The sequence below is a fragment of the Aeromonas rivipollensis genome (assembly GCF_037811135.1).
GTDB classification, from domain to species: Bacteria; Pseudomonadota; Gammaproteobacteria; order Enterobacterales; family Aeromonadaceae; genus Aeromonas; species Aeromonas rivipollensis.
The window spans coordinates 2,340,228-2,363,967 of sequence record NZ_CP149130.1; the positions used below are offsets into that span (position 1 = coordinate 2,340,228).

Consider the following 23,740-nt stretch of genomic DNA (forward strand, 5'->3'; position numbering starts at 1 on the left):
GGGCTGCTGTGTGTGAAGTGACGCAAGCCCGGTTGGCCGAATGGCATCAGCGCCTTCTGACCGACTGGGCGCAAACAAGAGAGGAGCTGATCCGTCAGCTCAAGGCCTGTCGACAAGATGACTGGGCACAGAGAGTGGCGAGCTGCGAGCGGGATCAACTGGTGGATCTGACCAGCCGTCTCGAGCTGCCCAAGGTGGAGCAAAGCGTGGCGCGCCTCAAGCGGCTCGACGCGGCGCTCTGCCAGATGGATCTGGGGCTCTATGGCTTCTGCTCCGATTGCGAGGAGCCGCTGCTCGCCGAACAGCTGGAACAGGATCCGACCCTGCAACGCTGCCCGCGCTGCGAAGCCCGCTACCGCAAGGGATTCCACGCTCACGAACTCTGATGGGGGCACCCTTTGTGCCCGCCATCTTTCTCTCCCCCACGCCATCCCTCTGCTCATCATCACTGCAACCCGGGCGGTACCTGCCCTGCAACACCTGATCGCAAGCACGCAGGCATGAAAAAGGGGAGTCATGGACTCCCCTTCTCGTGCGGCGCACTCCCGTCATTGAGCCAGCAGGTGGCCCACCAGCTCATGGCGCCAGCCTTGCAGCAGCATGGGCTTGTCCGCCCGGGCCCGCTCCTCGGCGCTCATCCGCCAGCTCCAGGTGAAGTACTGGTGGATGATCTTCTTGCTGGCAACCAGCTCAGGGGGAATGTTGCTGGCCTTGGCCTTCTCTTCCACCATGGCCTTGATGCGCTTGAGCTCCGCCTTGTACTGGGGGTAATCCACCAGCCGGCGAATGGGCTCTGGCCAGCTGTCAGGGTCGCTCTGCTGGGCCGCCGCGACGATGTCCAGCATCCGCTTGCCGTGGATCTTGATCTCGATGGGGGCCAGCCCCAGCTCGTTGAGGTCCCGCAATGAAGTGGGCCGACGCTCCGCCACCTTGAACAGGTGCAGCTCCTTGACCACGAAGTTGAGAGCCAGATCCCGGCGCACCGCCTCTTGCTGGCGCCAGGCGGCGAGCTCGCGCAGAATGGCCAGCTCGCGCCGACCCAGTTGCCAGGCGTTGATGATCTCGAGGTAGGCCTGACGGGGATCGCTGCCCTGGGTCTTGCGGGCGGAGTGGTTCTGGCACTCCTGCTCGAACCAGGCAAACTTGCCGCTTTCATGCAGCCTGGCCATCACCTTCTCGTAGAGGGGCATCAGGTAGAAGACATCCGCCGCCGCGTACTCGAGCTGGCGTGCGGTCAGGGGACGGGCCAGCCAGTCGGTGCGGGCCTGATCCTTTTCCAGCTCCACGCCGAGGAACTCCTTGACCAGGGCGCCGAAGCCGACCGAGACGCCGTAACCCAGGAAGGCTGTCGCGAGCTGGGTGTCGTGCATCTGGTTGGGCAGGTGGCCCGCCTGATGCTGGATGAGCTCCAGATCTTCACCCGAGGCGTGCAGTATGGCGATCTGCCCTGCCCGGCCGAGCCGCTGCCACAGCCCCGAGAGATCCAGGGTCAGGGGATCCAGCAGGGCGAGGCGTTCGCCGTCATAGATCTGGAACAGACCGAGCTGGGGATAGTAGGTACGGGTGCGAACGAATTCGGTATCTATGGCCAGGGGAACGTCGGCCAGGGAAGCGAGATACTGTTCCAGTTCGGCTTGCTGTGAAATGAGTTGATATTGCATCTTTGCCTGCACGTTGGTCGGGACCCAGAAAGAAAAAACCGTGGCATGACCCACGGTTTTGCATAACGACAGCGCTTGACTGCAGAGCAGTGCATGCCGGTTACTGCTTGGCAATCTCCTCGTCGCGCAGCACGCGCCGCAGGATCTTGCCCACATTGGTCTTGGGAAGTTCGTCGCGAAATTCTACCAGTTTCGGCACCTTATAGGCAGTCAGATGTTTGCGGCAGTGGGCAATTATCTCGTCCTCCACCAGCTTTGCATCTTTCTTGACCACGAAGATTTTCACCAGCTCGCCGGAAACCGGGTTAGGCACACCGACGGCGGCCACTTCCAGCACCTTGGGATGAAGCGCCACCACGTCTTCAATCTCGTTCGGATAGACGTTGAAGCCCGAAACCAGGATCATGTCCTTCTTGCGATCGACGATCTTGAAGAAGCCCTGCTCGTCGCACACGGCGATGTCACCGGTACAGAGCCAGCCATCCTGCATCACCTCGGCGGTCGCCTCGGGACGTTGCCAGTAGCCCGTCATCACCTGGGGGCCGCGCACCTGCATCTCGCCAGGGGCGCCCTGCTCGGTGATAACCTGTCCCTTGTCATCCACCAGCCGGATCTCGGTGGAGCAGACCGGCAGACCGATGGAGCCGTTGTAATCCACCAGATCGTAGGGGCAGACGCTCACCAGGGGGGAACACTCGGTCAGGCCATAGCCTTCCAGCAGCGGGGTCTGGGTCAGCGCCTTCCACTGCTCGGCCACCGCACGCTGCACCGCCATGCCGCCGCCTATGGTTAGCTTGAGCCTGGAAAAGTCCATGCTCTGGAACTCGCCGTTGTTGACCAGGGCGTTGAACAGGGTGTTGACCCCTGTGATGCAGGTGAAGGGGTACTTCTTGATCTCTTTGACAAAGCCCGGGATGTCGCGGGGATTGCTGATGAGCAGGTTATAGCCACCCAGGCGCATGAACAGCAGGCAGTTCACCGTCAGGGCGAAGACGTGGTAGAGCGGCAGCGCCGTGACCACGAACTCCTTGCCCCGCTCCAGCACGGGACCATAGACGCCGAGGCACTGCTCCACGTTCGCAATCATGTTGCGATGGGTCAGCATGGCCCCCTTGGAGAGGCCCGTGGTGCCGCCGGTGTATTGCAGGAAGGCGATGTCCTGGTTGCTGATTTCGGGCTTGATGTACTGCAGGTAGCGCCCCTTGGCCAGCGCCTGGCGCATGGTGCTGGCGTGGGGCAGGTTGTATTTGGGCACCAGCTTCTTGACGTACTTGACCACGAAGTTGACCAGGGAGCCCTTGGCCAGGCCGAGGTTGTCCCCCATGCGGGTCAGGATCACGTGCTTGACCGGGGTGTCGTGCACCACTTTTTCCAGGGTATGGGCGAAGTTGGAGACGATGACGATGGCCTTGGCGCCGGAGTCTTTGAGCTGGTGCTCCAGCTCGCGCGGGGTATAGAGGGGGTTGACGTTCACCACCGTCATGCCGGCCCGCAGTATGCCGAACACGGCGATGGGGTATTGCAGCAGGTTTGGCATCATCACCGCCACCCTGTCGCCCTTGCCGAGCTTGAGCTCGTTTTGCAGGTAGGCGGCAAAGGCACGGGACTGCTCTTCCAGCCGGCGATAGGTAATGGTCTGCCCCATGTTGACGAAGGCGGGCTGGTCGGCAAACTGGGTCACCGACTCTTCAAACATCTCGACCAGGGAGCCGTATTGGTCTGGATTGATCTCGGCGGGCACTCCTTCTGGATAACGCTTCAGCCAGACTCTTTCCACGAACTTCTCCTGCATAACTAGCACCTGTGCGCTCACTGTGTTGCCTCCGTCCCTGTCACATCCATTTCAATCAGTTGTTTTAAGCTCATGCTCTAATGCCGCACATAGTTACATAAGGCAACATCGATTAACAGCGAATTAACAACGAGAAGTGTGAGGGAGAAAGCAAACCTGACATGATTCAAAGCCGGCGATCCTACCGGATCTGACAGAAGTTTTCGATATAAACGGCGGTTTTGGCCGAATTTTCCATATGGAAGTGATGATTTCCCGCCACCTGTACCATTTCAATCTGGCCAAAGGCCGGCCCCCGCAACTGCCACTGCGTCAGCAGACTCTGGAACCCCTGCTCGCCACGGATGAAGAGCACCGGGCAGGCGATGGCCCGGATCAGCGCCTGGGCCTGGCCCTCGCTCATGCGCATGGGCGAGAGATCCCGCAGACGGGGATCGCTGCGCCAATGCAGCCTCCCATCCCGCGCCTCCAGCTGACGCTCGCAGATAAGGCGCGCCGCCGCCGGGGAGATGTCAGCCACCTTGCAGCGGGCAGCCACCGCCTCGTCGAGGGAGGCAAAGCCACCGGACGCTCGCTCGCGAGTGCGGCTGCGATTGAGAATGGCCCGCCGCAGCTGGGCGGGTACCTCCTCATCGGGTTGGCTCAGCGGCCCCAGCCCCTCCAGCAGGATGAGCCGCACTATCTGCTCGGGGAAGACACCGGCGTAGGCGCTGGCGATCAGGGCCCCCAGCGAATGGCCGAGCAGGACGAAGCGATGCCAGCCCGCAGCCTGGGCAATCTGATGGAGATCGTCGAGCCAGTCGACGAAGACATAGGGGGTCGGTTTGTGATCCGAATGACCGTGCCCCGGCAGATCGACGCAGACCAGGTGGCACTCAGCGAGATGGGGGGCAAGGGGCAGGAAGCTGGCGCCGTTGTCGAGCCAGCCGTGCAGGGCAATGACCAGGGGTTTGCCCTGCCGGCCGTTATCCAGCAGGGCGATGCGCCGTCCATCGGCCAGGGTGAGGAAGCGCTCTTCCATCATCACCAGCGGGAGTAGTGGCGTCTTGGCCAGAAGGGATCATAGAAGGGGTCGTAGAAGTAGGGGTCCATGTAGCGGATCTCCACCTCCTTCACCGGCGGCCACAGCTTGCTGGCGGTGACCTTGAGCACAGAGAAACGATACTTGTGATCCCCTATCTGGCTGTCCACCGGCTTGTCCAGGGTACCGAGCACCGTCAGGCTGCGTCCCTTGGCATAGAGCGTCGGATCCACAAAGCCCTTCATGACGGCCAGAAAACGCCCCGGGCTCTGCTCCGTCTGGGTCGGCACGCCATTGGCTTTGAGCGGCAGGTAGACCACCTCGATGACGCTCTGATCCTGCTCGTTGTGCACCGCCGAGATGACGCCGCTCCAGCGCGCAGGCTTGCCCTCCATCCCCTGCAGGGCAGGCTGATAGGCCACCAGCTGGTTTTCCGGCTCATAGGCCAGCTCCTTGGGCACCGAGCTGCAGCCAACTAGCAGCAGCCCCGTCAGGCCCAGCATGATCACGCGTTTCATCATTTGCTTCTCCTTGTCCGCGCCGCCCACCTTCACTCGCTGGTGTCGAGTCGCGGCTCGCCGTTGGATGTCACTCGCGACCCGGCAGTTTTTTCCAGGTCACCTTGTCGCGCAAATATACCGGTGTGGCCTGCTCCACAGCGACCGCCTCTCCCGCCAGCCAGGCGTTGCGTGCCAGGGGCAGCATGTCGACCGCCGCCGGGAAGCGCACCTGGCTCACCGCCAGTTCGTCGGCCAGCGCGTTGAGCGTCTCGCCATAGGTTACAAAGCCGGTCCCGACGCAGCTCAGGCTGCCCGCCAGCTTGCCGCGCGCTTCAATCAGGGCGGCGGGATCGCTCACCACTTCCTCCCCCACCAGCTGCATGCGGCCATCGAGCAGCTCGTAGTGGCCAAAATAGACCTCGTTCATCCGCGCATCGATGGCGGTCAGCACCCGCTCGGCCCCCTCCAGACGATGAGCCCCCTGGGCCATGGCAGCCAGGGTGGATATGCCGATGAGCGGCACGCCGGCGCCAAAGGCGAGCCCCTGGGCCACGCTGATCCCGATGCGCACGCCGGTAAAGGAGCCCGGTCCACGCCCGAAGGCGATGGCGTCGAGCTCAGTCAACGATAGACCGGCCTCGTCTAACACAGCCTGAACCATGGGCAGGATTTTTTGGGTGTGATCCCGTGGCGCCTCTTCCCAACGGGAGAACAGCTTGTCACCCACCAGAAGGGCGGCGGAGCAGGCTTCGGTGGCGGTATCAACGGCCAGGATCTTCAACTCGGTCATGGGTTCCAATCTCTATAAATCAGTCAATGACATAACGTGCAAGCGGGATCTGCTCACCCGTTTTCTTAACATGGCAAATCAGTCAATCGCTAGCCACCCGCCAGCATCGCAGGTCGAATGCAGAGCGCCCCGGTCAAAGAAACTCCCCAACGACTCTAACTCCCGGGTGCGAGGGATGGCGGGCAGACTCTTGATAAAGGTGGCGCCATAGGGCTTGTTGACCATGCGCGGATCACAGATGACCAGCACGCCGTGATCACTGCGATCACGAATGAGCCGCCCCACCCCCTGTTTCAAGGCAATCACCGCCTTGGGCAGCTGGAGCTCGGCGAAGGGATCTCCCCCCTTGAGCTTGCAATCATCCACCCGTGCCTTGAGCAGCGGGTCGTCCGGGCTCGCAAAGGGCAGCTTGTCGATGATAACACAGGACAATGCCGCCCCTCGCACGTCTATCCCCTCCCAAAAACTGCTGGTAGCCACCAGCACGGCGCGCCCGTTCTCCACGAAGGTCTTGAGCAGCCGCTGCTTGTTATCCTCCCCCTGCAAGAGCACGGTGCGGCCTATCTCCCGGCGCAGCACCTCGGCCACCTGCCGCATCACCTGATGGCTGGTGCAGAGGAAAAAACATCCCCCCGGCGTCTTGTTGATGAGGGGGATCATCAGGTTGGCAAGCTGCTCCCCCCGCCCGAAGGCATTGGGCTCAGGCAGGAAGCGCGGCACACAGAGCCGCGCCTGCTCGGCGTAGTCAAAGGGGCTGTCTAGGATAAGCTCGGCGCTGCCGGCCAGCCCCAGCTCCGCCTTGAAGTGATCGAAACGCATATCCACCGTCAGGGTGGCTGAGGTAAAGATCCAGGCCACCTCGGGCTTTTGCACCTCGGCGCCGAACCGCTCGGCCACCGACAGCGGGGTGAGATTGAGGGAGAAGTGCAGCCGGGAGCAGTCATACCAGTAGGAGAAACCTGTCTGGTTGACCGCCAATACCTCCCCTAGGCGGGTGCGCAGCTCGCAGACTCGCTCGAAGGCGTGATCCAGCTGCTCACCGCGCCCGAGCGCCAGTTTGAGCACCTCGTAGCAGAGCCCGATGGCGTCGTTGAGACGGGCCAGGGCCTGGCCCCAGAGCGGCTGGCGCAGGATATCGCGGGTATTGCCACGCCCCCCGTCTATCCCGAAGGCGAGGCGCAAGTCCTGACTGGCGATGGAGAGCCTGTCCGCCGCCTTGCCAAGCTGTCCCATGTCGTGGGCCTCGGCTCTATAGGCGAGCTGGATGTCCTGCGCCAGATCCAGAATGGTGCGGCTGCCCACCGACTTGCCGAAGTAGTTGGTGGCGATCTCCGGCAACTGGTGCGCCTCGTCGAACACATAGACTTGCGCTTCGGGCACCAGCTCGCCAAATCCGGTGTCTTTCACCGCCATATCGGCGAAGAAGAGGTGATGATTGATCACCACCACCTGGGCATCCATGGCCCGGCGCCGGGCCACCACCAGATGGCAGTCGTCATAATAGGGGCAGTCGCGACCGAGGCAGTTGTCGTTGGTGCTGGTGACGTGGGCGAGGATCTCGGCGTTCTCCTGCAGCCCCGGAATGTCCCCCACATCGCCGTTGTCGGTGGCGGTGGACCAGGACTTCACCTTGACCAGATCGCTGAGAATTTCGGGCTTTTGCAGGTGGGATTCGCTCAAGAGGCGGTTCATCCGCTCGATGCAGAGATAGTTGCTGCGCCCCTTGAGCAGGGCCACCGGCGGGGTGTAGGAGAGCGCGCCCGTGATGGTGGGGAGATCCCGGTAGAAGAGCTGCTCCTGCAGGTTCTTGGAGCCTGTGCTGATCACCACCCGCTTGCCGGATTCCAGCGCCGGCACCAGATAGGCGTAAGTCTTGCCGGTGCCGGTGCCCGCCTCCACCAGCAGGCGGCCGCCGCTCTTGATGGCGCACGCCACCGCTTCGGCCATCTCCAGTTGCGGCGCACGGGCCTTGAAGCCCTCGATGTGGCTGGCCAGAGGGCCATCTGGCTTGAACAGGGTCTGGATGGTCAAAGGAGGGTCCCGCGCAAAAGCGGCCATTATGCCAAAAGCGTGGCGAAAGCGGGACTGATAATGCGTTCAGACGAAGAGATCGATCTGATGGTCCGGATCCGGCTTGTGATCATCTTCCTGCTCCTTTGGCTGATCACGCCTGGCCGGGTGATGCCCCTGCTGGTACTGCTGGGCGCCGCCGCCGTTGTCAGTGCCAATCTTGCGCAACTGATGCTTCTGGCTGATCTGGGTCACCTCCCGCTTGATGTCGTCGGGGCTCGGGGTCGACGGCGCGCGCGGCAAGATGGGGAATAACAGGTCCTGGCTGGGCATGGTGATCACTCCTCAGGCTATCTTGATTAGTTATCGACCAGAAAACCGTTTTCTCCACTTTAATCGGGCAAATCACATTTTCAGGTTGCATTTTCTGTCAAGGCAGGTAGTTTAAATCAGGCGTCAACAACGACATCTTATTTGTAAAGGATTGATTACATGAAGTTCACCCTGCTGAAGACTCATCATCACCATCATCATCCCGACTAGTCTTTCAGGAGGTTGACTGCTGGAAGACACTTAACTGGTGACTTCCAAAAGGACCGCAAGATTCATGAACCCTCGGAAGCACACACTTCCGAGGGTTTTTTCGTTTTTGACTAGAAGGAAATCGAGCAATGGAAACACAACGTCTGCGCATCGCCATGCAAAAATCCGGTCGCCTGAGCCAGGACTCCCAGGCCCTGTTCAAGAGCTGCGGCCTCAAAATTAACTTACGGGAACAGCGCCTTATCGCCCACGTGGAAAACATGCCCATCGACATACTGCGGGTGCGTGATGACGACATCCCCGGGCTGGTGATGGAAGGGGTGGTCGACCTTGGCATCATAGGCGAGAACGTGCTGGAAGAGGTGCAGCTCATTCGCGCCTCCCAGGATCTGCCCTATCAGGTCAAGACCCTCAAGCAGCTGGACTTCGGTGGCTGCCGCCTGTCGCTGGCGGTGCCGGAAGATGTCACCTACACAGGGCCCGAAAGCCTGGCAGGCAAACGCATCGCCACCTCTTACCCGGGTCTGCTCAAGCGCTTCTTCGATGAGAAGGGGCTCAATTTCAAGAGCGTCATGCTGGGCGGCTCGGTGGAAGTGGCGCCCCGCGCTGGTCTGGCCGACGCCATCTGCGATCTGGTCTCCACCGGTGCTACCCTCGAGGCCAACGGCCTCAAAGAGGTGGAGGTGATCTATCGCTCCAAGGCGGTGTTGGTGCAAGCCCCCAACCCCTTGAGTGAGGCCAAGCAGAAGCTCATCGACAAACTGCTGCCCCGCATCCAGGGGATGCAGCAGGCCCGCGAGAGCAAGTACATCATGCTGCACGCCCCCAAGGACAAGCTCGATGCCATCACCGATCTGCTGCCCGGCGCCGAGCGCCCCACCATCATGCAGTTGGCCGGTGACACCAATCAGGTGGCCCTGCACGTCGTCTCCAGCGAGACCCTGTTCTGGGAGACCATGGAGCAGCTCAAGGCCCTCGGCGCCAGCTCCATTCTGGTGCTGCCCATCGAAAAGATGATGGAATAAGGAAGGGACATCATGCAGACCCTGATCTGGAAGACCCTCTCCCCCGCCCAGCAGGCCGACGTGCTGACCCGCCCTGCCCTCAATGACGAGGCCGATATCGGCGCCGTGGTCAAAGAGATCATTGGCGCGGTGCGCAGCCGGGGCGACGAGGCCCTGCGCGAGCTGAGTCTGCGCTTCGAGCGCGCTCCCCGTGAGCAGTTGCGTGTCAGCGAAGATGAGATTGAAGCTGCCTGCGCGCGGCTGGATGACGAGATCAAAAGCGCCATCGAAGCGGCCATCGCCAACATTCGCACCTTTCACGCCGCCCAGGCGCAACCGGTGGTACGGGTCGAGACCCAGCCTGGGGTGGTGTGCGAGCTGCGCACCCAACCCATCAGCCGGGTCGGCCTCTATGTGCCGGGGGGCAGCGCACCGCTCCCCTCCACAGTGATGATGCTGGCCATTCCGGCAGGCCTGGCCGGTTGCCGCGAGGTGGTGCTCTGCACCCCGTCGCCGGCCAGCGACGAGATACTGTTTGCCGCTCGCGCCTGCGGGGTCGAGAAGGTGTTCGCCATCGGCGGCGCCCAGGCCATCGCCGCCATGGCCTACGGCACGCAGACGATCCCCAAGGTGGACAAGATTTTCGGCCCGGGCAACGCCTACGTGACCGAGGCCAAGGGCCAGGTCTCCCGGGACTGGCGCGGCGCCGCCATCGACATGCCGGCCGGCCCCTCCGAGGTGCTGGTGATTGCCGACGAGAGCGCCAATCCCGCCTTCGTGGCAGCGGACCTGCTCTCCCAGGCCGAACACGGTCCCGACAGCCAGGTGGTGCTGGTGACCACCTCGCCGCTCCTGACCGATGCCATCGCTGGCGAAATAAAAAGCCAGCTTGCCCAGCTCAGCCGCCGGGATATCGCCGCCCAGGCGCTCGGCAGCAGCCTGGTGATCCTCTGCGACAGTCTGGACGAGGCCTGCGCCATCTCCAACGCCTATGCGCCGGAACACCTGATAGTGCAGACCCAAGCGCCTCGCGATCTGCTGGATAAACTGGAGAACGCCGGCTCCATCTTCTTGGGATCCTGGACGCCCGAGTCGGTCGGCGATTACGCCAGCGGCACCAACCACACCCTGCCCACCTACGGCTATGCCCGCACCTGCTCCAGCCTCGGGCTCGCGGATTACCAGCGCCGCTACACTGTGCAGGAGCTGAGTATCGAGGGGATCCGGGGCCTTGGCCCCATAGTCCAGCGCATCGCCGATGCGGAAGGACTCGATGCCCATAAGAACGCCGTCACCCTCAGATTGAACGCACTTTCAAGCCAGCCGCAGAAGGATTTGTCATGAGCATCGCCAATCTGGCTCGCCGCGTGGTGCGGGCCCTCACCCCCTATCAATCCGCCCGTCGCATCGGTGGTCAGGGTCATGTCTGGCTCAACGCCAACGAGGCGCCGCTGGCCTACCCCTTCACCATCGAGGGCAACCGCCTCAACCGCTACCCCGAGTGCCAGCCGGCCGAGGTGGTCAACGGCTACGCCGCCTACGCCGGGGTCAATCCGGATCAGGTGCTGGTGAGCCGCGGCGCCGACGAGGCCATCGAGCTCCTGATCCGCACCTTCTGCGAGGCGGGGGAGGATCAGATCCTCATCTGCCCCCCCACCTACGGCATGTACGCCATCAGCGCCGAGACCTGCGGCGTCGGCATCGTCGAGCTGCCGCTCACCACCAGCCGTCAGCCGGACTGGCCCGCCATCGCGGATCGCCTCTCCGACGTGAAGCTGGTGTTCCTCTGCTCACCCAACAACCCCACCGGGGATCTGGTGGGCCGCAAGGGGCTCGTCGCCCTACTGGAGAAGGCCCGGGAGCGCGCCATAGTGGTGGTGGACGAGGCCTACATCGAGTTCTGCCCGGAAGGCTCAGTGGTGGATCTGCTGACCCAATACCCCAATCTGGTAGTGACTCGCACCCTCTCCAAGGCCTTTGCCCTGGCGGGGATCCGCTGCGGCTTCACCTTGGGCAATCCCGAGGTGATCGCCATGCTGGCCAAGGTGATAGCCCCCTACCCCATCCCCGAGCCCATCGCCCAGATTGCAGCCCAGGCCCTCTCCCCCATGGGACTGGCGCTGATGCAGGAGCGGGTGGTGGAGCTCAACAGGCAGAAGGCCCTCATCAAGGCCGAGCTGCTCCGGCTTGCCTGCGTGAAAGAGGTGTTCGAGGACAAGGGCAACTTCGTGCTGGTGCGCTTCACCGATGGCGCCGCCGTCTTTGCCGCCATGAAGGCCGCCGGCATCATACTGCGTGATTTTTCCAGCAAGCCGGGCCTGGACAACAGCATCCGCATCACCATCGGTTATCAGGGGGAGATGGACGCAGTTCTCGCCGTGCTGCGCGATCTATCGAACAGAACCCCCTCAGCCAGCAACCCGTCTGCCGCCAGCGTATAAGGAAGTAGCCAGATGAAGACCCCGTTTTTGTTTATCGACCGTGACGGCACCTTGATAGAAGAGCCGGTGACCGACAAGCAGGTGGACAGCCTCGCCAAGCTGCGCTTCGAGCCCATGGTGATCCCGGTGCTGCGGGAGCTCCAGGCCGCCGGTTACGTGCTGGTGATGGTGACCAACCAGGATGGGCTGGGCACTGCCAGCCTGCCACTGGAAAACTTCCAGCCCCCTCAGGATCTGATGATGCATCTCTTTGAATCCCAAGGGGTGAACTGGGAGCAGGTGCTGATCTGCCCCCACTTCCCCACCGACGGCTGCAGCTGCCGCAAGCCCCACCTCGGGCTGGTCAAGGAGTACCTCGCCTCGGGTCGCATCGACTTTGCCAACTCCTTCGTGATTGGCGACAGACAGACCGATCTGCAACTCGCCGAGAACATGGGCATTCGCGGCATTCGCTACCACCCGCAGGATCACGACTGGCTCGCCATCCGTGATCAGCTGCTCTCCAAGGGGCGTGTGGCCGAGGTGGAGCGCTACACCAAGGAGACCCGCATTCAGGTGGCGGTGGACTTGGACAAGAGCGGCGGCAACCAGATTGCCACCGGCATCGGCTTCTTCGATCACATGCTGGATCAGATAGCCACCCACGCCGGTTTCCGCCTCAAGCTTAAAGTCAGCGGCGATCTGCACATCGACGATCACCACACTGTGGAAGATGTGGGGCTGGCCCTGGGTCAGGCCCTGCGTCAGGCCCTTGGCAACAAGCGCGGCATCGGTCGCTTCGGCTTCGTGCTGGCGATGGACGAGGTGCAGGCGGTCATTGATGGCCGCCCCCGCGAGGGCGAACAGGCACCCTCCCTGATCGAGCTGGACGTGGCCACGGCACTGGATCTGAGCGGCCGCCCCTACTTCGTGTTCGACTGCCCGAACGGCTTTGGCCGCGACAGTGTGGGCGAGATGGCCACCGAGATGGTGCCACACTTCTTCCGCTCCCTCTCGGACGCCATGGCCATCACCCTGCAGATGAAGGTGGGCAGCGGCAACACCCACCACCAGGTGGAGGCGCTGTTCAAGGGCTTTGGCCGCGCCCTGCGCCAGGCCATCCGGGTGGAAGGGAGCGAACTCCCCTCCAGCAAGGGGGTGCTGTGATGGGTCTGAGTAAGCAAAACCTCGTCATCATCGATACGGGCTGTGCGAACCTCGCCTCGGTGCGCATGGCGTTCGAGCGCCTCGGCGTAAAGCCGCAGGTCTCCTGCCAGGCCGCCGACATCGAGCAGGCAGACAAGCTGATCCTGCCCGGGGTGGGCACAGCCGTGGCCGCCATGCGCAACCTCAACGAACGGGGACTGGTGCCCCTTATTCGCGCCGCCAAGCAGCCCCTGCTGGGCTTTTGCCTCGGCATGCAGATGCTGGCACAGGCCTCGGAGGAGACCATGAGTGGCAGTGACGAATCGGATGAGGGCTTGATCGAGGGCCTCGGCATAGTGCCAGGCAGGATCCGGCTGATGGAGGTGGGCAATCTGCGCCTGCCCCACATGGGCTGGAACCAGATTGAGCACGATGAGACCCACCCCCTGCTCAAGGGGATCCGAAGCGGCAGCTACTTCTACTTCGTCCACTCCTACGCCCTGGAGGTGACGGAGGCGACCCTCGCCAGCTGCGACTATGGTCAGCCCTTCACCGCCATCGTCGGCCGTGACAACTTCTTCGGCGCCCAATTCCACCCGGAGCGCTCAGGCAGTGCCGGTGCCCGTTTACTGCAAAACTTTCTGGAGCTGTAACAAGGATGATCATTCCCGCAATTGACCTCATCAATGGCCAGGTAGTCCGACTCTATCAGGGGGACTACGGCCAGAAGACCGCATACAGCAGCAGCCCCCAGGCCCGCTTCGACGACTATGTTGCCCAGGGGGCGGAGCAGCTTCACCTGGTGGATCTGGACGGTGCCAAGGATGCCAAGGCGCGCCAGCTCGCCCTCATCACCGAGCTGCTCGCCGTAACCCAGGCGCCGGTGCAGGTGGGCGGCGGCGTGCGCAGCGAGCAGGACGTGGCGGACCTGCTGGCCGCCGGCGCCAACCGGGTGGTGGTCGGCTCCACCGCCGTCAAGTCCCCGGATCTGGTGGCAAGCTGGATGGAAAAATACGGCCCCGAGCGCATAGTGCTGGCGCTGGACGTCAACATCGATGCCCAGGGGAATCGCCAGATTGCGGTGGCAGGCTGGCAGGAGAACAGCGGCGTGAGCCTTGAGGCGCTGATCGAGCGCTTCCTCCCCGCCGGGCTAAAACACGTGCTCTGCACCGACATCAGCCGGGACGGAACGCTCTCGGGCAGCAACGTCGAGCTCTACCGGGATCTCTGCGCCCGCTACCCCGGCGTGGCGTTTCAGGCCTCTGGCGGCATCGGCGGCCTGGCCGACATAGAGGCGCTCAAGGACACCGGCGTCAAGGGGGTCATCCTCGGCCGCGCGCTCCTCGAAGGCAAGTTCGACGTGAAAGAGGCCATCGCCTGCTGGGATGAATGACCACGGGATCACCCGGTGATCCCTAAGGTGCCTGTCCGGCAATCAGCGCCGGAACAGGCACCTCTTCTTCTGGGGGCGCAGCGGCAAGCCCTTATAATCTGGAAGCAATTGACTCTATACTCGGACTCATCGAGATAACGTCACGGAAGGCTTATGTTCACATCTCACTGTGCCACCATCCTCATCGTCGATGACTCTCCCGAGAACCTGATGGTGCTGACCGAATTGCTCTCACCCACCTATAGGGTGCTCGCCGCCCAGAGCGGGGAGAAGTGCCTGCGCATTGCCAGTGGCAAGACGAGACCGGATCTCATCCTGCTGGACGTGATGATGCCCGGCATGGACGGCTATGAGGTACTCAGACAGCTGCGCACCAACCCTGAGACCCACCGCATTCCCGTGGTACTGCTCACCGCCCTCGCCGACCCCCAAAGCGAGGAGTTCGGCCTGTCACTCGGGGCCGTCGACTACATCACCAAACCCATCAAGCCTGTCATCGTCCAGGCGCGCGTGCGCACCCAGCTGGAGGCCAAGCAGGCCCGGGATGGTCTGCACGATCAGAATGCGGCCCTGGAGGCCGAGGTGGCGCGCCGGATGACCGAAAACGATCTGATCCAGCAGGTCTCCATCCGGGCGCTGGCCCATCTGGCGGAGATCCGCGATCCCGAGACCGGCAATCACATCCTGCGCACCCAGGCCTATGTACGGCTGCTGGCGAGCGCCCTTGCCGGTCACCCCCGCTTTGCCGAGACACTGTCGCCGGATTACATCGATCTGCTGAGCCGCTCCGCCCCCCTGCACGACATCGGCAAGGTCGGCATTCCCGACCATATTCTGCTCAAGCCGGGCAAGCTGACCCCCGAGGAGTGGCAGATCATGCGTACCCACGCCAAGCTCGGCAGCGATGCCATCGAGGAGGCCGAGCGGGATATGGAGCAGCCATTGGCCTTCCTCACCCTGGCCAAGGAGATAGCTCACTGGCACCACGAGAAGTGGGACGGCAGCGGCTACCCGGACGGCCTCTGTGGCGACGCCATTCCTCTCTCGGCCAGGTTGATGACGCTGGCGGATGTGTTTGACGCCCTCATCAGCGTCCGGGTCTACAAGCCAGCCATGTCCTATGAGGAGGCGCGCACCCTGATCCTCTCTGGCAGCGGCCAGCATTTTGACCCGGACGTGGTGGCGGCCTTCGACAGCCATTTCGAACAGTTCGTCACCATAGCCGAGCGTTATCAGGATGACGCCGAGGTTGCCCATGGCTGAACAGCCTCCCCTGACCCGAGCCCATGTGCTCAACGTGGTGCTCACCTATGCCGCCGTGGCGAGCCTGTGGATCCTGCTCTCGGACAAGGCGGTGGAGTGGCTCTTCAGCACCCCGGCCCAGTTCGCCCTGGCCAGCACCATCAAGGGCTGGCTGTTTATCCTCATCACAGCGCTCATGCTCTATACCATGCTGCGCCGCCGCATCAATCAATCCACGGCAAGCCCCAGGCTCTCCGGGCGCCAGTGGCTGCCCATACTGCTGCTCAACAGCCTCATTCTGGCCCTGACTGCCATGGCCATCGCCCAGAACATCGGGCTGACCCGTGACAAGGAGGTCGCCCGGCTCGAGACCATCGCGGATCTCAAGAGCCGACGCATCACAGAGTGGCTCGGTAACCGGGAGCAGGATCTGCGCCAGATCATCGACAACCCGCGCTATGGGGATCTCTCACCCTCCGCTCAGAGGACCAAGCCGTCTGATGAACAGGCACAGCGGCTGACGCGGCTGGTGGAGTTCATCTCGGCAGAAGGATTCGATGGCGCGGCCCTCTTCGATCCGACTGGCCAGACCCTGTGGCAGACCCCGGGGGCGGGCGTCATGAACGCCACATTGCGCGGCGCCCTGGCCCGGGTGACCGCGGGCAAGGTACTCAGGGTCGGACCCTATCTGGATGAGCTGGGCCAGCCCAGGATCGACTTCCTGGCGCCTCTGACCACGGCGGTAGGGCCGGCGCCCGTCATAGTGCTGCAGATAAGCGGCAGCCACTGGATAAACCAGATCCTCAAACCCTGGCCCATCCCCGACAGCAGTGGTGAAGCCACGCTGTTTCGCCAGCGCGCAGATCAGGTGCAGTATCTGAGCGACCTACGTTACCGCCCCGACTCGGCCCTTCGCCTGCACCTTCCGCTCCATCACGACACCTTGCTGGCGGCCCAGTATCTGCGTCTGGATGCCGGGCAACGAGGGCCCAGGGTGCTCTCTGGCAAGGATTATCGCGACACGGCGGCCTTTGGCGTCGTCTACCCGGTCGAGGGCACGGACTGGTATCTGCTGGCCAAGATAGACAAGGCCGAGCTCAACCAGGCCAGCTTCAAGGAGAGCATCTGGATTGGTCTCATCAGCCTGCTGGTACTCTTCGTCACCAACGCCGGCATCATCTTGCTGCGCCAGCACACCCGACTGCTGATGACCGAACAGGTCCGCCACTCCCAGGCACAACGGCTGCAGGCGTTGCAACTGCTCTCCGCCATCGCCGACAGCTCGGAGGATGCCATCTTCGCCAAGGACAAGGAGGGCAAATACATACTGTTCAATCGCGCCGCCAGCCAGTTCGTGGGCAAGCCGGCCGCCGAGATGCTGGGCCAGGATGACCTGGCCATCTTCCCCCCCGATCAGGCCCGGATGCTAATGGCCGCCGGCCGCCGGGTGATAGAAAACAACCGGGTGCAAACCGAGGAGGAGTATCTCACCCTGCCCTGCGGCGATCGGGTATTCCTCGCCACCAAGGGGCCGCTGCAGGATAACGACGGTCAGGTGATCGGCATCTTCGGTATCTCCCGCGACATCACGGGCTTCAAGCGTGCCGAGGCAGATTTGCGGGAGCGGGAGGGACTGTTTCGCGCCCTGGTGGAGCAATCCCTTGCCGGCATCTACATCATCCAGCAGGGCAGACTCTGCTACATCAACCCCTGTTTTGCCCACCTGTTTGGCTATGACTCCCCCGGCGCCCTGCTCGGCGTCGGCCCACTGCACGCCCTGGCAAGCCCAGAGGAGAGCGAACGGGTGGCCGAGCTGGTGCTGCGCTGCGAGCAGGAGGGTGGCGACATCCATGCCCGCTTCAGCGCCCTGCACCACGGCAGCCAGGCCCTGGAGGTGGAGCTGTACGGGCGGCGTGTCGACTATCGCGGCCAGCCCGCCGTGCTCGGGCTCTTGCTCGATGTCACCGAGCGGGAGCAGGTCGAGCAGGCTCTGACCCGCCAGGCCATGGAGCTGCGCCAGCAAAACGAGGAGCTGGAGCGTTTCAACAAGGTGATGGTGGACAGGGAGCTCGCCATGCTGACCCTCAAGCACCAGATCAATGAACTCTCACGCCAGCTCGGGCTACCGCCGCCCTACCCCCAGGCCCCCATGCCGCCGGAGGAGCAGCCATGATGAACCGACCGCAACTGTGGCACGTCCGCCCAGCCACCCAGCGCTGGGGCGTCTGCCTGCTGGCCCTGCTGCTGCCCGTCCTGATGCTGCAGATCCGGGTCCAGCTGCCCATCGCCTTTGGCGAGCGGCCGTTGCTGGTGCTCTTCATGCTGCCCATCATCATCTGCGCCCTGCTGGGAGGCTTGCTGCCAGGCCTGCTCTGCACCCTGATCACTGCCCTGGTCACCACCTATTTCCTGCTGCCCCCAATCCATGAGCTGACAGTGGCGGCCGGTCAGGATCTGGTGCAGTGGGGACTCCTGATCGCCAACGGCGTGCTCGTCAGCCTGCTCAGCGCCGCCATCCACCACTCCCGCGCCCGGGAGATCCAGCGCTGGCAGGAGCTGATCAGCACCCAATCCCGCCTGCAACAGAGCGAAAACCGCTTCCAGGTCACCTTCGAGCAGGCGGCTGTCGGCATCGCCCTGGTCGCCCCCGATGGCGGTTGGCTGCGGGTCAATCAGCGCCTGTGCGACATGCTGGGCTACAGTGCCGATGAACTCATGGGCATGAGCTTCCAGCAGATCACCCACCCGGACGATCTCTTCATCGATCAGCACTATGTCACCAGAATGCTGGCAGGCGAACTGCCCCACTACACCCTGGAGAAGCGCTATCTGCGCAAGGGGGGCGAGATCATCTGGACGACACTGACGGTGGCCCTGGTCAGGGATCTCGAGGGAGAGCCTGATTACTTCATCTCCATCATCGAGGACAATCAGCAGAACAAGGAGACCGAAGAGGCCCTGCGCCGCAACGAGGGGATACTGCGAGAATCCCAGCGGCTGGCCAAGATCGGCAACTGGCGCTGGCGTGTCAGCGACGGCAACCACTTCTGGTCCCCGGAGATCTACCGCATCTACGGCCGTGATCCCGCCCTCCCCCCTGCCGTCTATCCAGAGGTGAAAAAATACTTCACCCAGGAGGGCTGGCACACCCTAGCCCAGGCCGTCGAGCGCTGCCTGCGCAACGGGCAACCCTATGAATGTGATGCCGGCGTCATCAACGAGCAGGGGAACCCCGTCTGGGTCACCGCCCGTGGGGCTGCCTTGCGGGACGAGGACGGCAATGTCGTCGAGCTCTATGGCACTGTGCAGGACATCACGGAGCGCAAGCTGGCCGAGCAGCAGCTGCTGCACAATCAGCAGGCGGCGCTCGATACCCAGCGCCGCGCCCGCCTGGCGGCACTGAACCTGATGGACGATGCCATCAGTGCCCGGGTCCGAGCCGAGTCCATCAGCAGCGCCCTGCGCGAGAGCGAGCAACGGCTGCTGATGGCCCAGGAAGGCGCCCACGTCGGGATCTGGGAGTGGGACATGGTCAATGATCACCTCTTCTTCTCCCCGGAATGCGCCCGCCTCTACGGCCGCCGCGCCGAGCAACTCACGACCTTTCACGCCTGGCAGGCTTGCCTGCACCCGGATGACAAGCCCCGTATCGACACCTTGCTCTCCGAACTGTCAGCCAGCGACAAGCCCTTCGAAGTCGAGTTCCGGATCCTGCTGCCAAACGGTGACCTGTGCTGGCTGGTGAGCAAGGGCAGCGTCTATCGGGATGCCCGGCAGCGCCCCCTGCGCCTGCTCGGCATCCATCTTGACATCACAGAGCGCAAGCAGGCCGAGCAACAGCTGAGGCAACTCTCCCTGGCTCTGGAGCAGAGCCCGGACGGCGTCTTCATCACTGATACCCAGGCCCGCATCGAATATGTCAACGCGGCCTTCCTGGCCATCAGCGGCTACCGGCAGGACGAGGTCATTGGTCAGACCCCCTCCCTGCTGCGCTCCGGCCTCACCCCCAGAGCCACCTATATCGCCCTGTGGGATGCCATCAAGCGCGGCCAGCGCTGGCACGGCGAGTTCGTCAACCGACGCAAGGACGGCTCACACTATCAGGTGCTGGCGGCCATCTCCCCCATTCGTCAGGAGAACGGGGGAGTGACCCACTATGTGGCGGTACAGGCCGACATCACCGAGAAGAAACAGCTCGGCGAGGAGCTGGATCAGTATCGTTACCACCTGGAGGAGATGGTCAACGAGCGCACCCTGCAACTGGCCCAGGCCCATCAGCGAGCCGAGAGCGCCAACCGCGCCAAGAGCGCCTTCCTGGCCAACATGAGCCACGAGATCCGCACCCCCATGAATGCCATCCTGGGGCTCACCTATCTGCTCAAGCGCGACACCCCGGACAGCACCCAGCACGAACGGCTGGAGAAGATCGACAATGCCGCCCAGCACCTGCTCACCATCATCAATGACATCCTGGATCTCTCCAAGATAGATGCGGGCAAGATGGTGCTGGAGCAGGGCGACTTCTCCCTCACCGCCATGCTGGACAACGTCAGCGCCCTGATGAGCGAGCAGGCCCGCGCCAAGGGTCTCACCCTCATGGTCGACATGGGAGACTCGCCCACCTGGGTCCATGGCGACATCACCCGCCTGCGCCAGGCACTGCTCAACTACGCGGCCAATGCCATCAAGTTTACCGAGCAGGGCACAGTCACCCTGCGAGTTCGGATGGCCCGTCCGCTTGCCGGCGGCTACCTGCTGCGCTTCGAGGTAGAAGATACCGGCATCGGCATCAGTCCGGAGCAGTGCGAGAAGCTGTTTCAGGCCTTCGAGCAGGCCGACGTCTCCACCACCCGCAAATACGGCGGCACAGGCCTCGGGCTCGCGATCACCAGTCGGCTTGCCGCCCTGATGGGGGGTGAGGCCGGCGTCAACAGCACCCTTGGCCAGGGCAGCTGTTTCTGGTTCACCGCCGCCCTCTCGGCGGGTCAGGGGGAGGCGCCGCAACCGCTCCCGCCGGCGCAGAGCCTGGTGCAGACCTTCTTCCCCCACAGGGCCCGGGTGCTGCTGGTGGAGGACAACGCCATCAACCGCGAGGTGGTGCTGGAGCTGCTTTGCAACAGCGGCCTCGTCATCGAGACCGCCGTCAATGGTCAGGAGGCGCTGGAGCGCGTCCGCCAGCATCCCTACGATCTCATCCTGATGGACATACAGATGCCGCTGATGGATGGCTACAGCGCCACCCGCGCCATCCGCGCCCTGCCTGGCCGGGAGCGGCTCCCCATCCTGGCCCTGACGGCAAGCGCCTTCGAGGAAGACAGGAAGGCGAGCGAATCGGCCGGCATGAACGACTTCATCGCCAAGCCTGTCACCCCCGCCAAGCTGTTTGAGGCGCTACAGCGCTGGCTGCCCAGCAACGGGATGGTGGAGCCCGATGTCCAGAGCCTGCCCAGCGACATGCAGACAGGCCCCCTCGCCCACCTGCATGGCTTCCCCGGGCTGGATCTGCAACAGGGGTTGGCGGCACTGCAGGGCAATCAGGACAAATACCTTGCCTTGCTGCGCCACTTCGCCAACGAGCATCACCAGGACATGGTCCTGCTCCGCCACCATCTGCAAACCGGTGACAGTGTGACCGCCACCCGACTGGTTCACACCTTGCGCGGGGTCGCGAGCACCCTTGGGATGGAGGATCTCGCGCAGCAGTGCCTGCAGCTGGAACAGAGGCTCGCAGAGGATGGCCTTGAACAGTCCGCCCTGATGGCAGCCATCGCCGGGACCTTGGTTGCCCTGCGCGATCGATTGGGGGAGGAGACGCCGGCCCCTGCGACGGATCTCATCCCCCTTGGCAACCAGTGGCAACGGGATCTGCGCCACCAGATGGAGACGCTGCTGGCGCAAAGCGATACCGCCGTGATCCCGCTGTTCGAGCAGTATGCCGCCCCCTTGCGGCTCATGCTGGGGCCACACAGCGAGACCCTGGCCAGGCAGTTGAAGGCATTCAACTTCGACGGCGCCCTGCTCACCCTTCGCCAATGCTGGGAAACAGATGAGCCCCCAACAGACGTTATCTCCCCCCTGCCCGATGGCCCTTCGCTGCCCCCGGGTCCGGCGAAGGGAGACAAAGGGTTGAATCACTGAATAAAGTCATGCATATAGTGTTGGTTCCCCTGGGGCCGCGCCGCCCGATGTGCGCGCCGTTTCCCGCTCAGGATCCAGCAGAGAAAGCATGCCAACCGCTTTTCCGTCCGCCGCCTGATCCTGCGTCACCGGCAGAACGATGTTTTTTTAACTGTGCTTTACATGGAGCAATGAGCATGTTGTCAAAGCGTATTATCCCCTGCCTCGACGTCAAAGATGGCGTGGTGGTCAAGGGCGTGCAGTTTCGCAACCACGAGGTGATGGGGGGCATAGTCGAGCTGGCCCGCCGCTACGCCGAGGAGGGTGCCGACGAACTGGTGTTCTATGACATCACCGCCTCGAGCGACGCCCGTGTGGTGGACAAGAGCTGGGTGAGCCGGGTGGCGGAAGTCATCGACATCCCCTTCTGCGTCGCCGGCGGCATCAAGAGTGTCGAAGATGCCCGTCAGATCCTGGAGTTCGGTGCCGACAAGGTCTCCATCAACTCCCCGGCCCTGGCCGATCCCACCCTGATCACCCGGCTGGCGGAGCGCTTCGGCGTGCAGTGCGTAGTGGTGGGCATCGACTCCTATTTCGATGCGGCGAGCGACCAGTATCAGGTCAAGCAGTTCACCGGTGACGAGAGTCGCACCCGCACCACCAGCTGGACCACCCTGGAGTGGGTCAAGGAGGTGCAAAAGCGCGGCGCCGGCGAAATCGTGCTGAACGTGATGAACCAGGACGGCATGCGCCAGGGCTATGATCTCGAGCAGCTCAAGCTGGTACGGGCCGTCTGCAAAGTGCCCCTCATCGCCTCAGGCGGCGCCGGCACCATGGCGCATTTCCTCGATGCGTTTACCCAGGCCGACGTGGACGGGGCCCTCGCCGCCTCCGTCTTCCACAAGGGCCTTATCCCCATTCCCGAATTGAAACGCTGGCTGAAAAACGAAGGAGTCGCCATCCGTGAATAATCCATTGATTGATCCCACCCTCATCGACCGCCTCGATTGGGCAAAATGTGAGGGCATGATCCCCGCCATCGTCCAGCATGCCGCCAGCGGCGAGGTGCTGATGCAGGGCTTCATGACCCGGGAAGCCCTGGAGAAGACCCAGGCCTCCGGCCAGGTCACCTTCTTCAGTCGCAGCAAGCAGCGCCTCTGGACCAAGGGGGAGAGCTCGGGTCATGTGCTCAAACTGGTCGCCATCAGCACCGACTGCGATCAGGACTCCCTGCTGATCGCGGCCGACCCGGTGGGCCCGACCTGCCATCTGGGCACCCCCTCCTGCTTCGACGGTCACCCGCAGCCGCCGCTCGGCTTTCTCGCCGAGCTCGAGCAGATCCTGGCCTCGCGCAAGGGGGCGGACCCCGCTACCAGCTACACCGCCAGCCTCTATGGCAAGGGCACCAAGCGCATCGCCCAGAAGGTGGGTGAAGAGGGGGTGGAAGTGGCCCTGGCCGCCATGGCGAAAGACAGGGAAGAGCTCATCAACGAATCCGCTGATCTGCTCTACCATCTGACCGTCCTGCTGCAAAACGAGGGGCTGGGATTAAAGGATGTGGTGCAGCGTCTCCATGAGCGCCACAACAAGTAGTCTTTGCACCGATAGACAAAACGGGCCCGCTGGGCCCGTTTTTTGTGCGCCTGCGTCCTCTTCGCAAGAATAAGCCTGCTTCAAGGGGACTCTGCGCCCCTGATCGGGCCGGGATACCAAGGCTGACCTCCCCCCTGAACAGGGAGTCGCTCATCCCAGGGTCGGCGGCGATAATGGCGCACCACCCTCACCTCCCCAGGCGCTATGAACAAATTTCAGGTTTTCTCCACCCCGGAGGCGCCCGCCGCCTTCACCTTGCTCGACATGGCGTCGGCCAGCTTCCTGGCAGACAAGGCCGTTTTGCTGGCACAGGGGTTCGAGGTCATAGGCGAACCCATACTGGCCCCTGATGCCCGCACGGCGGCCGAATCCCATCAGCTCAACATGGCCGATCCCAGCCGCCCCTATGGCGGCCCCGGCACCATAGGCCTCTTTAGAACCATGTTGCTCCATGCTCCCAGGCTGTTTGGCAAGGGCACACCACCAAGGCGCTGACTGAAGCCGACCT

Annotated in this window: 20 protein-coding genes and 1 other annotated feature; of the genes, 13 read left to right on the forward strand and 7 right to left on the reverse strand. The window is 63.2% G+C overall.

Translation table 11 applies throughout. From position 1 onward, the window contains the following. The first annotated feature begins 17 nt into the window (after nt 1-17). Complete coding sequence (locus tag WIR04_RS10660) at nt 18-386, forward strand: conjugal transfer protein TraR (protein ID WP_338892532.1); 369 nt, start codon at nt 18-20, stop codon at nt 384-386. A gap of 162 nt (nt 387-548) precedes the next feature. Here the strand turns inward: WIR04_RS10660 and rnd are convergent, their stop codons facing one another. The 7 genes from rnd to WIR04_RS10695 all read right to left on the reverse strand — a co-directional run bounded on the left by rnd (nt 549) and on the right by WIR04_RS10695 (nt 8,107). Next, nucleotides 549-1,661 carry a ribonuclease D gene (rnd, locus tag WIR04_RS10665; RefSeq protein WP_338886763.1) on the reverse strand — a complete coding sequence of 371 codons (1,113 nt, stop codon included), beginning with the start codon at nt 1,659-1,661 and terminating at the stop codon, nt 549-551. A 100-nt stretch (nt 1,662-1,761) separates the two neighbouring features. Continuing rightward, on the reverse strand, nt 1,762-3,438 hold the full coding sequence (fadD, locus tag WIR04_RS10670; RefSeq protein WP_338892534.1) for a long-chain-fatty-acid--CoA ligase FadD: 1,677 nt from the start codon (nt 3,436-3,438) through the stop codon (nt 1,762-1,764). A gap of 196 nt (nt 3,439-3,634) precedes the next feature. Continuing rightward, nucleotides 3,635-4,477, reverse strand: a complete 843-nt coding sequence (locus WIR04_RS10675) for an alpha/beta hydrolase (RefSeq protein ID WP_338886765.1) — start codon at nt 4,475-4,477, stop codon at nt 3,635-3,637. Beyond that, nucleotides 4,477-4,995, reverse strand: a complete 519-nt coding sequence (locus tag WIR04_RS10680) for a Slp family lipoprotein (RefSeq protein ID WP_338886767.1) — start codon at nt 4,993-4,995, stop codon at nt 4,477-4,479. The genes WIR04_RS10675 and WIR04_RS10680 overlap by 1 nt, the downstream gene beginning before the upstream one ends. Before the next feature lie 67 nt (nt 4,996-5,062). After that, nucleotides 5,063-5,764 carry a tRNA (adenosine(37)-N6)-threonylcarbamoyltransferase complex dimerization subunit type 1 TsaB gene (gene tsaB / locus WIR04_RS10685; RefSeq protein ID WP_338886769.1) on the reverse strand — a complete coding sequence of 234 codons (702 nt, stop codon included), beginning with the start codon at nt 5,762-5,764 and terminating at the stop codon, nt 5,063-5,065. 78 nt (nt 5,765-5,842) lie between these two features. Continuing rightward, entirely contained in the window at nt 5,843-7,795 is a 1,953-nt protein-coding gene (locus tag WIR04_RS10690) for an ATP-dependent DNA helicase (protein WP_338886771.1), read from the reverse strand. A 66-nt stretch (nt 7,796-7,861) separates the two neighbouring features. Next, nucleotides 7,862-8,107, reverse strand: a complete 246-nt coding sequence (locus WIR04_RS10695; protein WP_025326934.1) for a hypothetical protein — start codon at nt 8,105-8,107, stop codon at nt 7,862-7,864. 185 nt (nt 8,108-8,292) lie between these two features. Next, nucleotides 8,293-8,417 (forward strand) — a sequence feature (His leader region). Nucleotides 8,418-8,445: 28 nt separating this feature from the next. Here WIR04_RS10695 and hisG point away from each other — a divergent pair. The 12 genes from hisG (at nt 8,446) to WIR04_RS10755 (ending at nt 23,727) form a co-directional block, all read left to right on the forward strand. Continuing rightward, nucleotides 8,446-9,342, forward strand: a complete 897-nt coding sequence (gene hisG / locus WIR04_RS10700) for an ATP phosphoribosyltransferase (RefSeq protein WP_338886774.1) — start codon at nt 8,446-8,448, stop codon at nt 9,340-9,342. Between the two features lie 12 nt (nt 9,343-9,354). Beyond that, nucleotides 9,355-10,665 (forward strand): histidinol dehydrogenase, encoded by a 1,311-nt coding sequence (hisD, locus tag WIR04_RS10705; protein WP_338886775.1) that lies wholly within the window; start codon nt 9,355-9,357, stop codon nt 10,663-10,665. Further along, nucleotides 10,662-11,762 carry a histidinol-phosphate transaminase gene (hisC, locus tag WIR04_RS10710; RefSeq protein WP_338886777.1) on the forward strand — a complete coding sequence of 367 codons (1,101 nt, stop codon included), beginning with the start codon at nt 10,662-10,664 and terminating at the stop codon, nt 11,760-11,762. Before hisD ends, hisC begins: the two co-directional genes overlap by 4 nt. Before the next feature lie 12 nt (nt 11,763-11,774). Further along, complete coding sequence (hisB, locus tag WIR04_RS10715) at nt 11,775-12,908, forward strand: bifunctional histidinol-phosphatase/imidazoleglycerol-phosphate dehydratase HisB (RefSeq protein ID WP_025326930.1); 1,134 nt, start codon at nt 11,775-11,777, stop codon at nt 12,906-12,908. Beyond that, a complete protein-coding gene (gene hisH / locus WIR04_RS10720; protein WP_338886781.1) occupies nt 12,908-13,540 on the forward strand; it encodes an imidazole glycerol phosphate synthase subunit HisH in 633 nt (210 codons plus the stop codon). The genes hisB and hisH overlap by 1 nt, the downstream gene beginning before the upstream one ends. A gap of 5 nt (nt 13,541-13,545) precedes the next feature. Next, the gene (gene hisA, locus WIR04_RS10725) at nt 13,546-14,280 is read left to right on the forward strand and encodes a 1-(5-phosphoribosyl)-5-[(5-phosphoribosylamino)methylideneamino]imidazole-4-carboxamide isomerase (RefSeq protein WP_338886782.1); all 735 of its coding nucleotides are present in this window, start codon (nt 13,546-13,548) and stop codon (nt 14,278-14,280) included. Nucleotides 14,281-14,433: 153 nt separating this feature from the next. Further along, nucleotides 14,434-15,543: a two-component system response regulator gene (locus WIR04_RS10730; RefSeq protein ID WP_338886784.1), complete on the forward strand. Its 1,110-nt coding sequence runs from the start codon at nt 14,434-14,436 to the stop codon at nt 15,541-15,543. Then, the gene (locus WIR04_RS10735) at nt 15,536-17,695 is read left to right on the forward strand and encodes a PAS domain S-box protein (RefSeq protein ID WP_338886786.1); all 2,160 of its coding nucleotides are present in this window, start codon (nt 15,536-15,538) and stop codon (nt 17,693-17,695) included. Before WIR04_RS10730 ends, WIR04_RS10735 begins: the two co-directional genes overlap by 8 nt. Then, on the forward strand, nt 17,692-21,660 hold the full coding sequence (locus tag WIR04_RS10740) for a PAS domain S-box protein (protein ID WP_338886788.1): 3,969 nt from the start codon (nt 17,692-17,694) through the stop codon (nt 21,658-21,660). Before WIR04_RS10735 ends, WIR04_RS10740 begins: the two co-directional genes overlap by 4 nt. A 176-nt stretch (nt 21,661-21,836) precedes the next feature. Further along, complete coding sequence (gene hisF, locus WIR04_RS10745) at nt 21,837-22,610, forward strand: imidazole glycerol phosphate synthase subunit HisF (protein ID WP_338886789.1); 774 nt, start codon at nt 21,837-21,839, stop codon at nt 22,608-22,610. A gap of 55 nt (nt 22,611-22,665) precedes the next feature. Continuing rightward, entirely contained in the window at nt 22,666-23,232 is a 567-nt protein-coding gene (hisIE, locus tag WIR04_RS10750; protein ID WP_338892536.1) for a bifunctional phosphoribosyl-AMP cyclohydrolase/phosphoribosyl-ATP diphosphatase HisIE, read from the forward strand. Nucleotides 23,233-23,436: 204 nt separating this feature from the next. After that, nucleotides 23,437-23,727 (forward strand): hypothetical protein, encoded by a 291-nt coding sequence (locus WIR04_RS10755; RefSeq protein ID WP_338886791.1) that lies wholly within the window; start codon nt 23,437-23,439, stop codon nt 23,725-23,727. Nucleotides 23,728-23,740 lie beyond the last annotated feature (13 nt).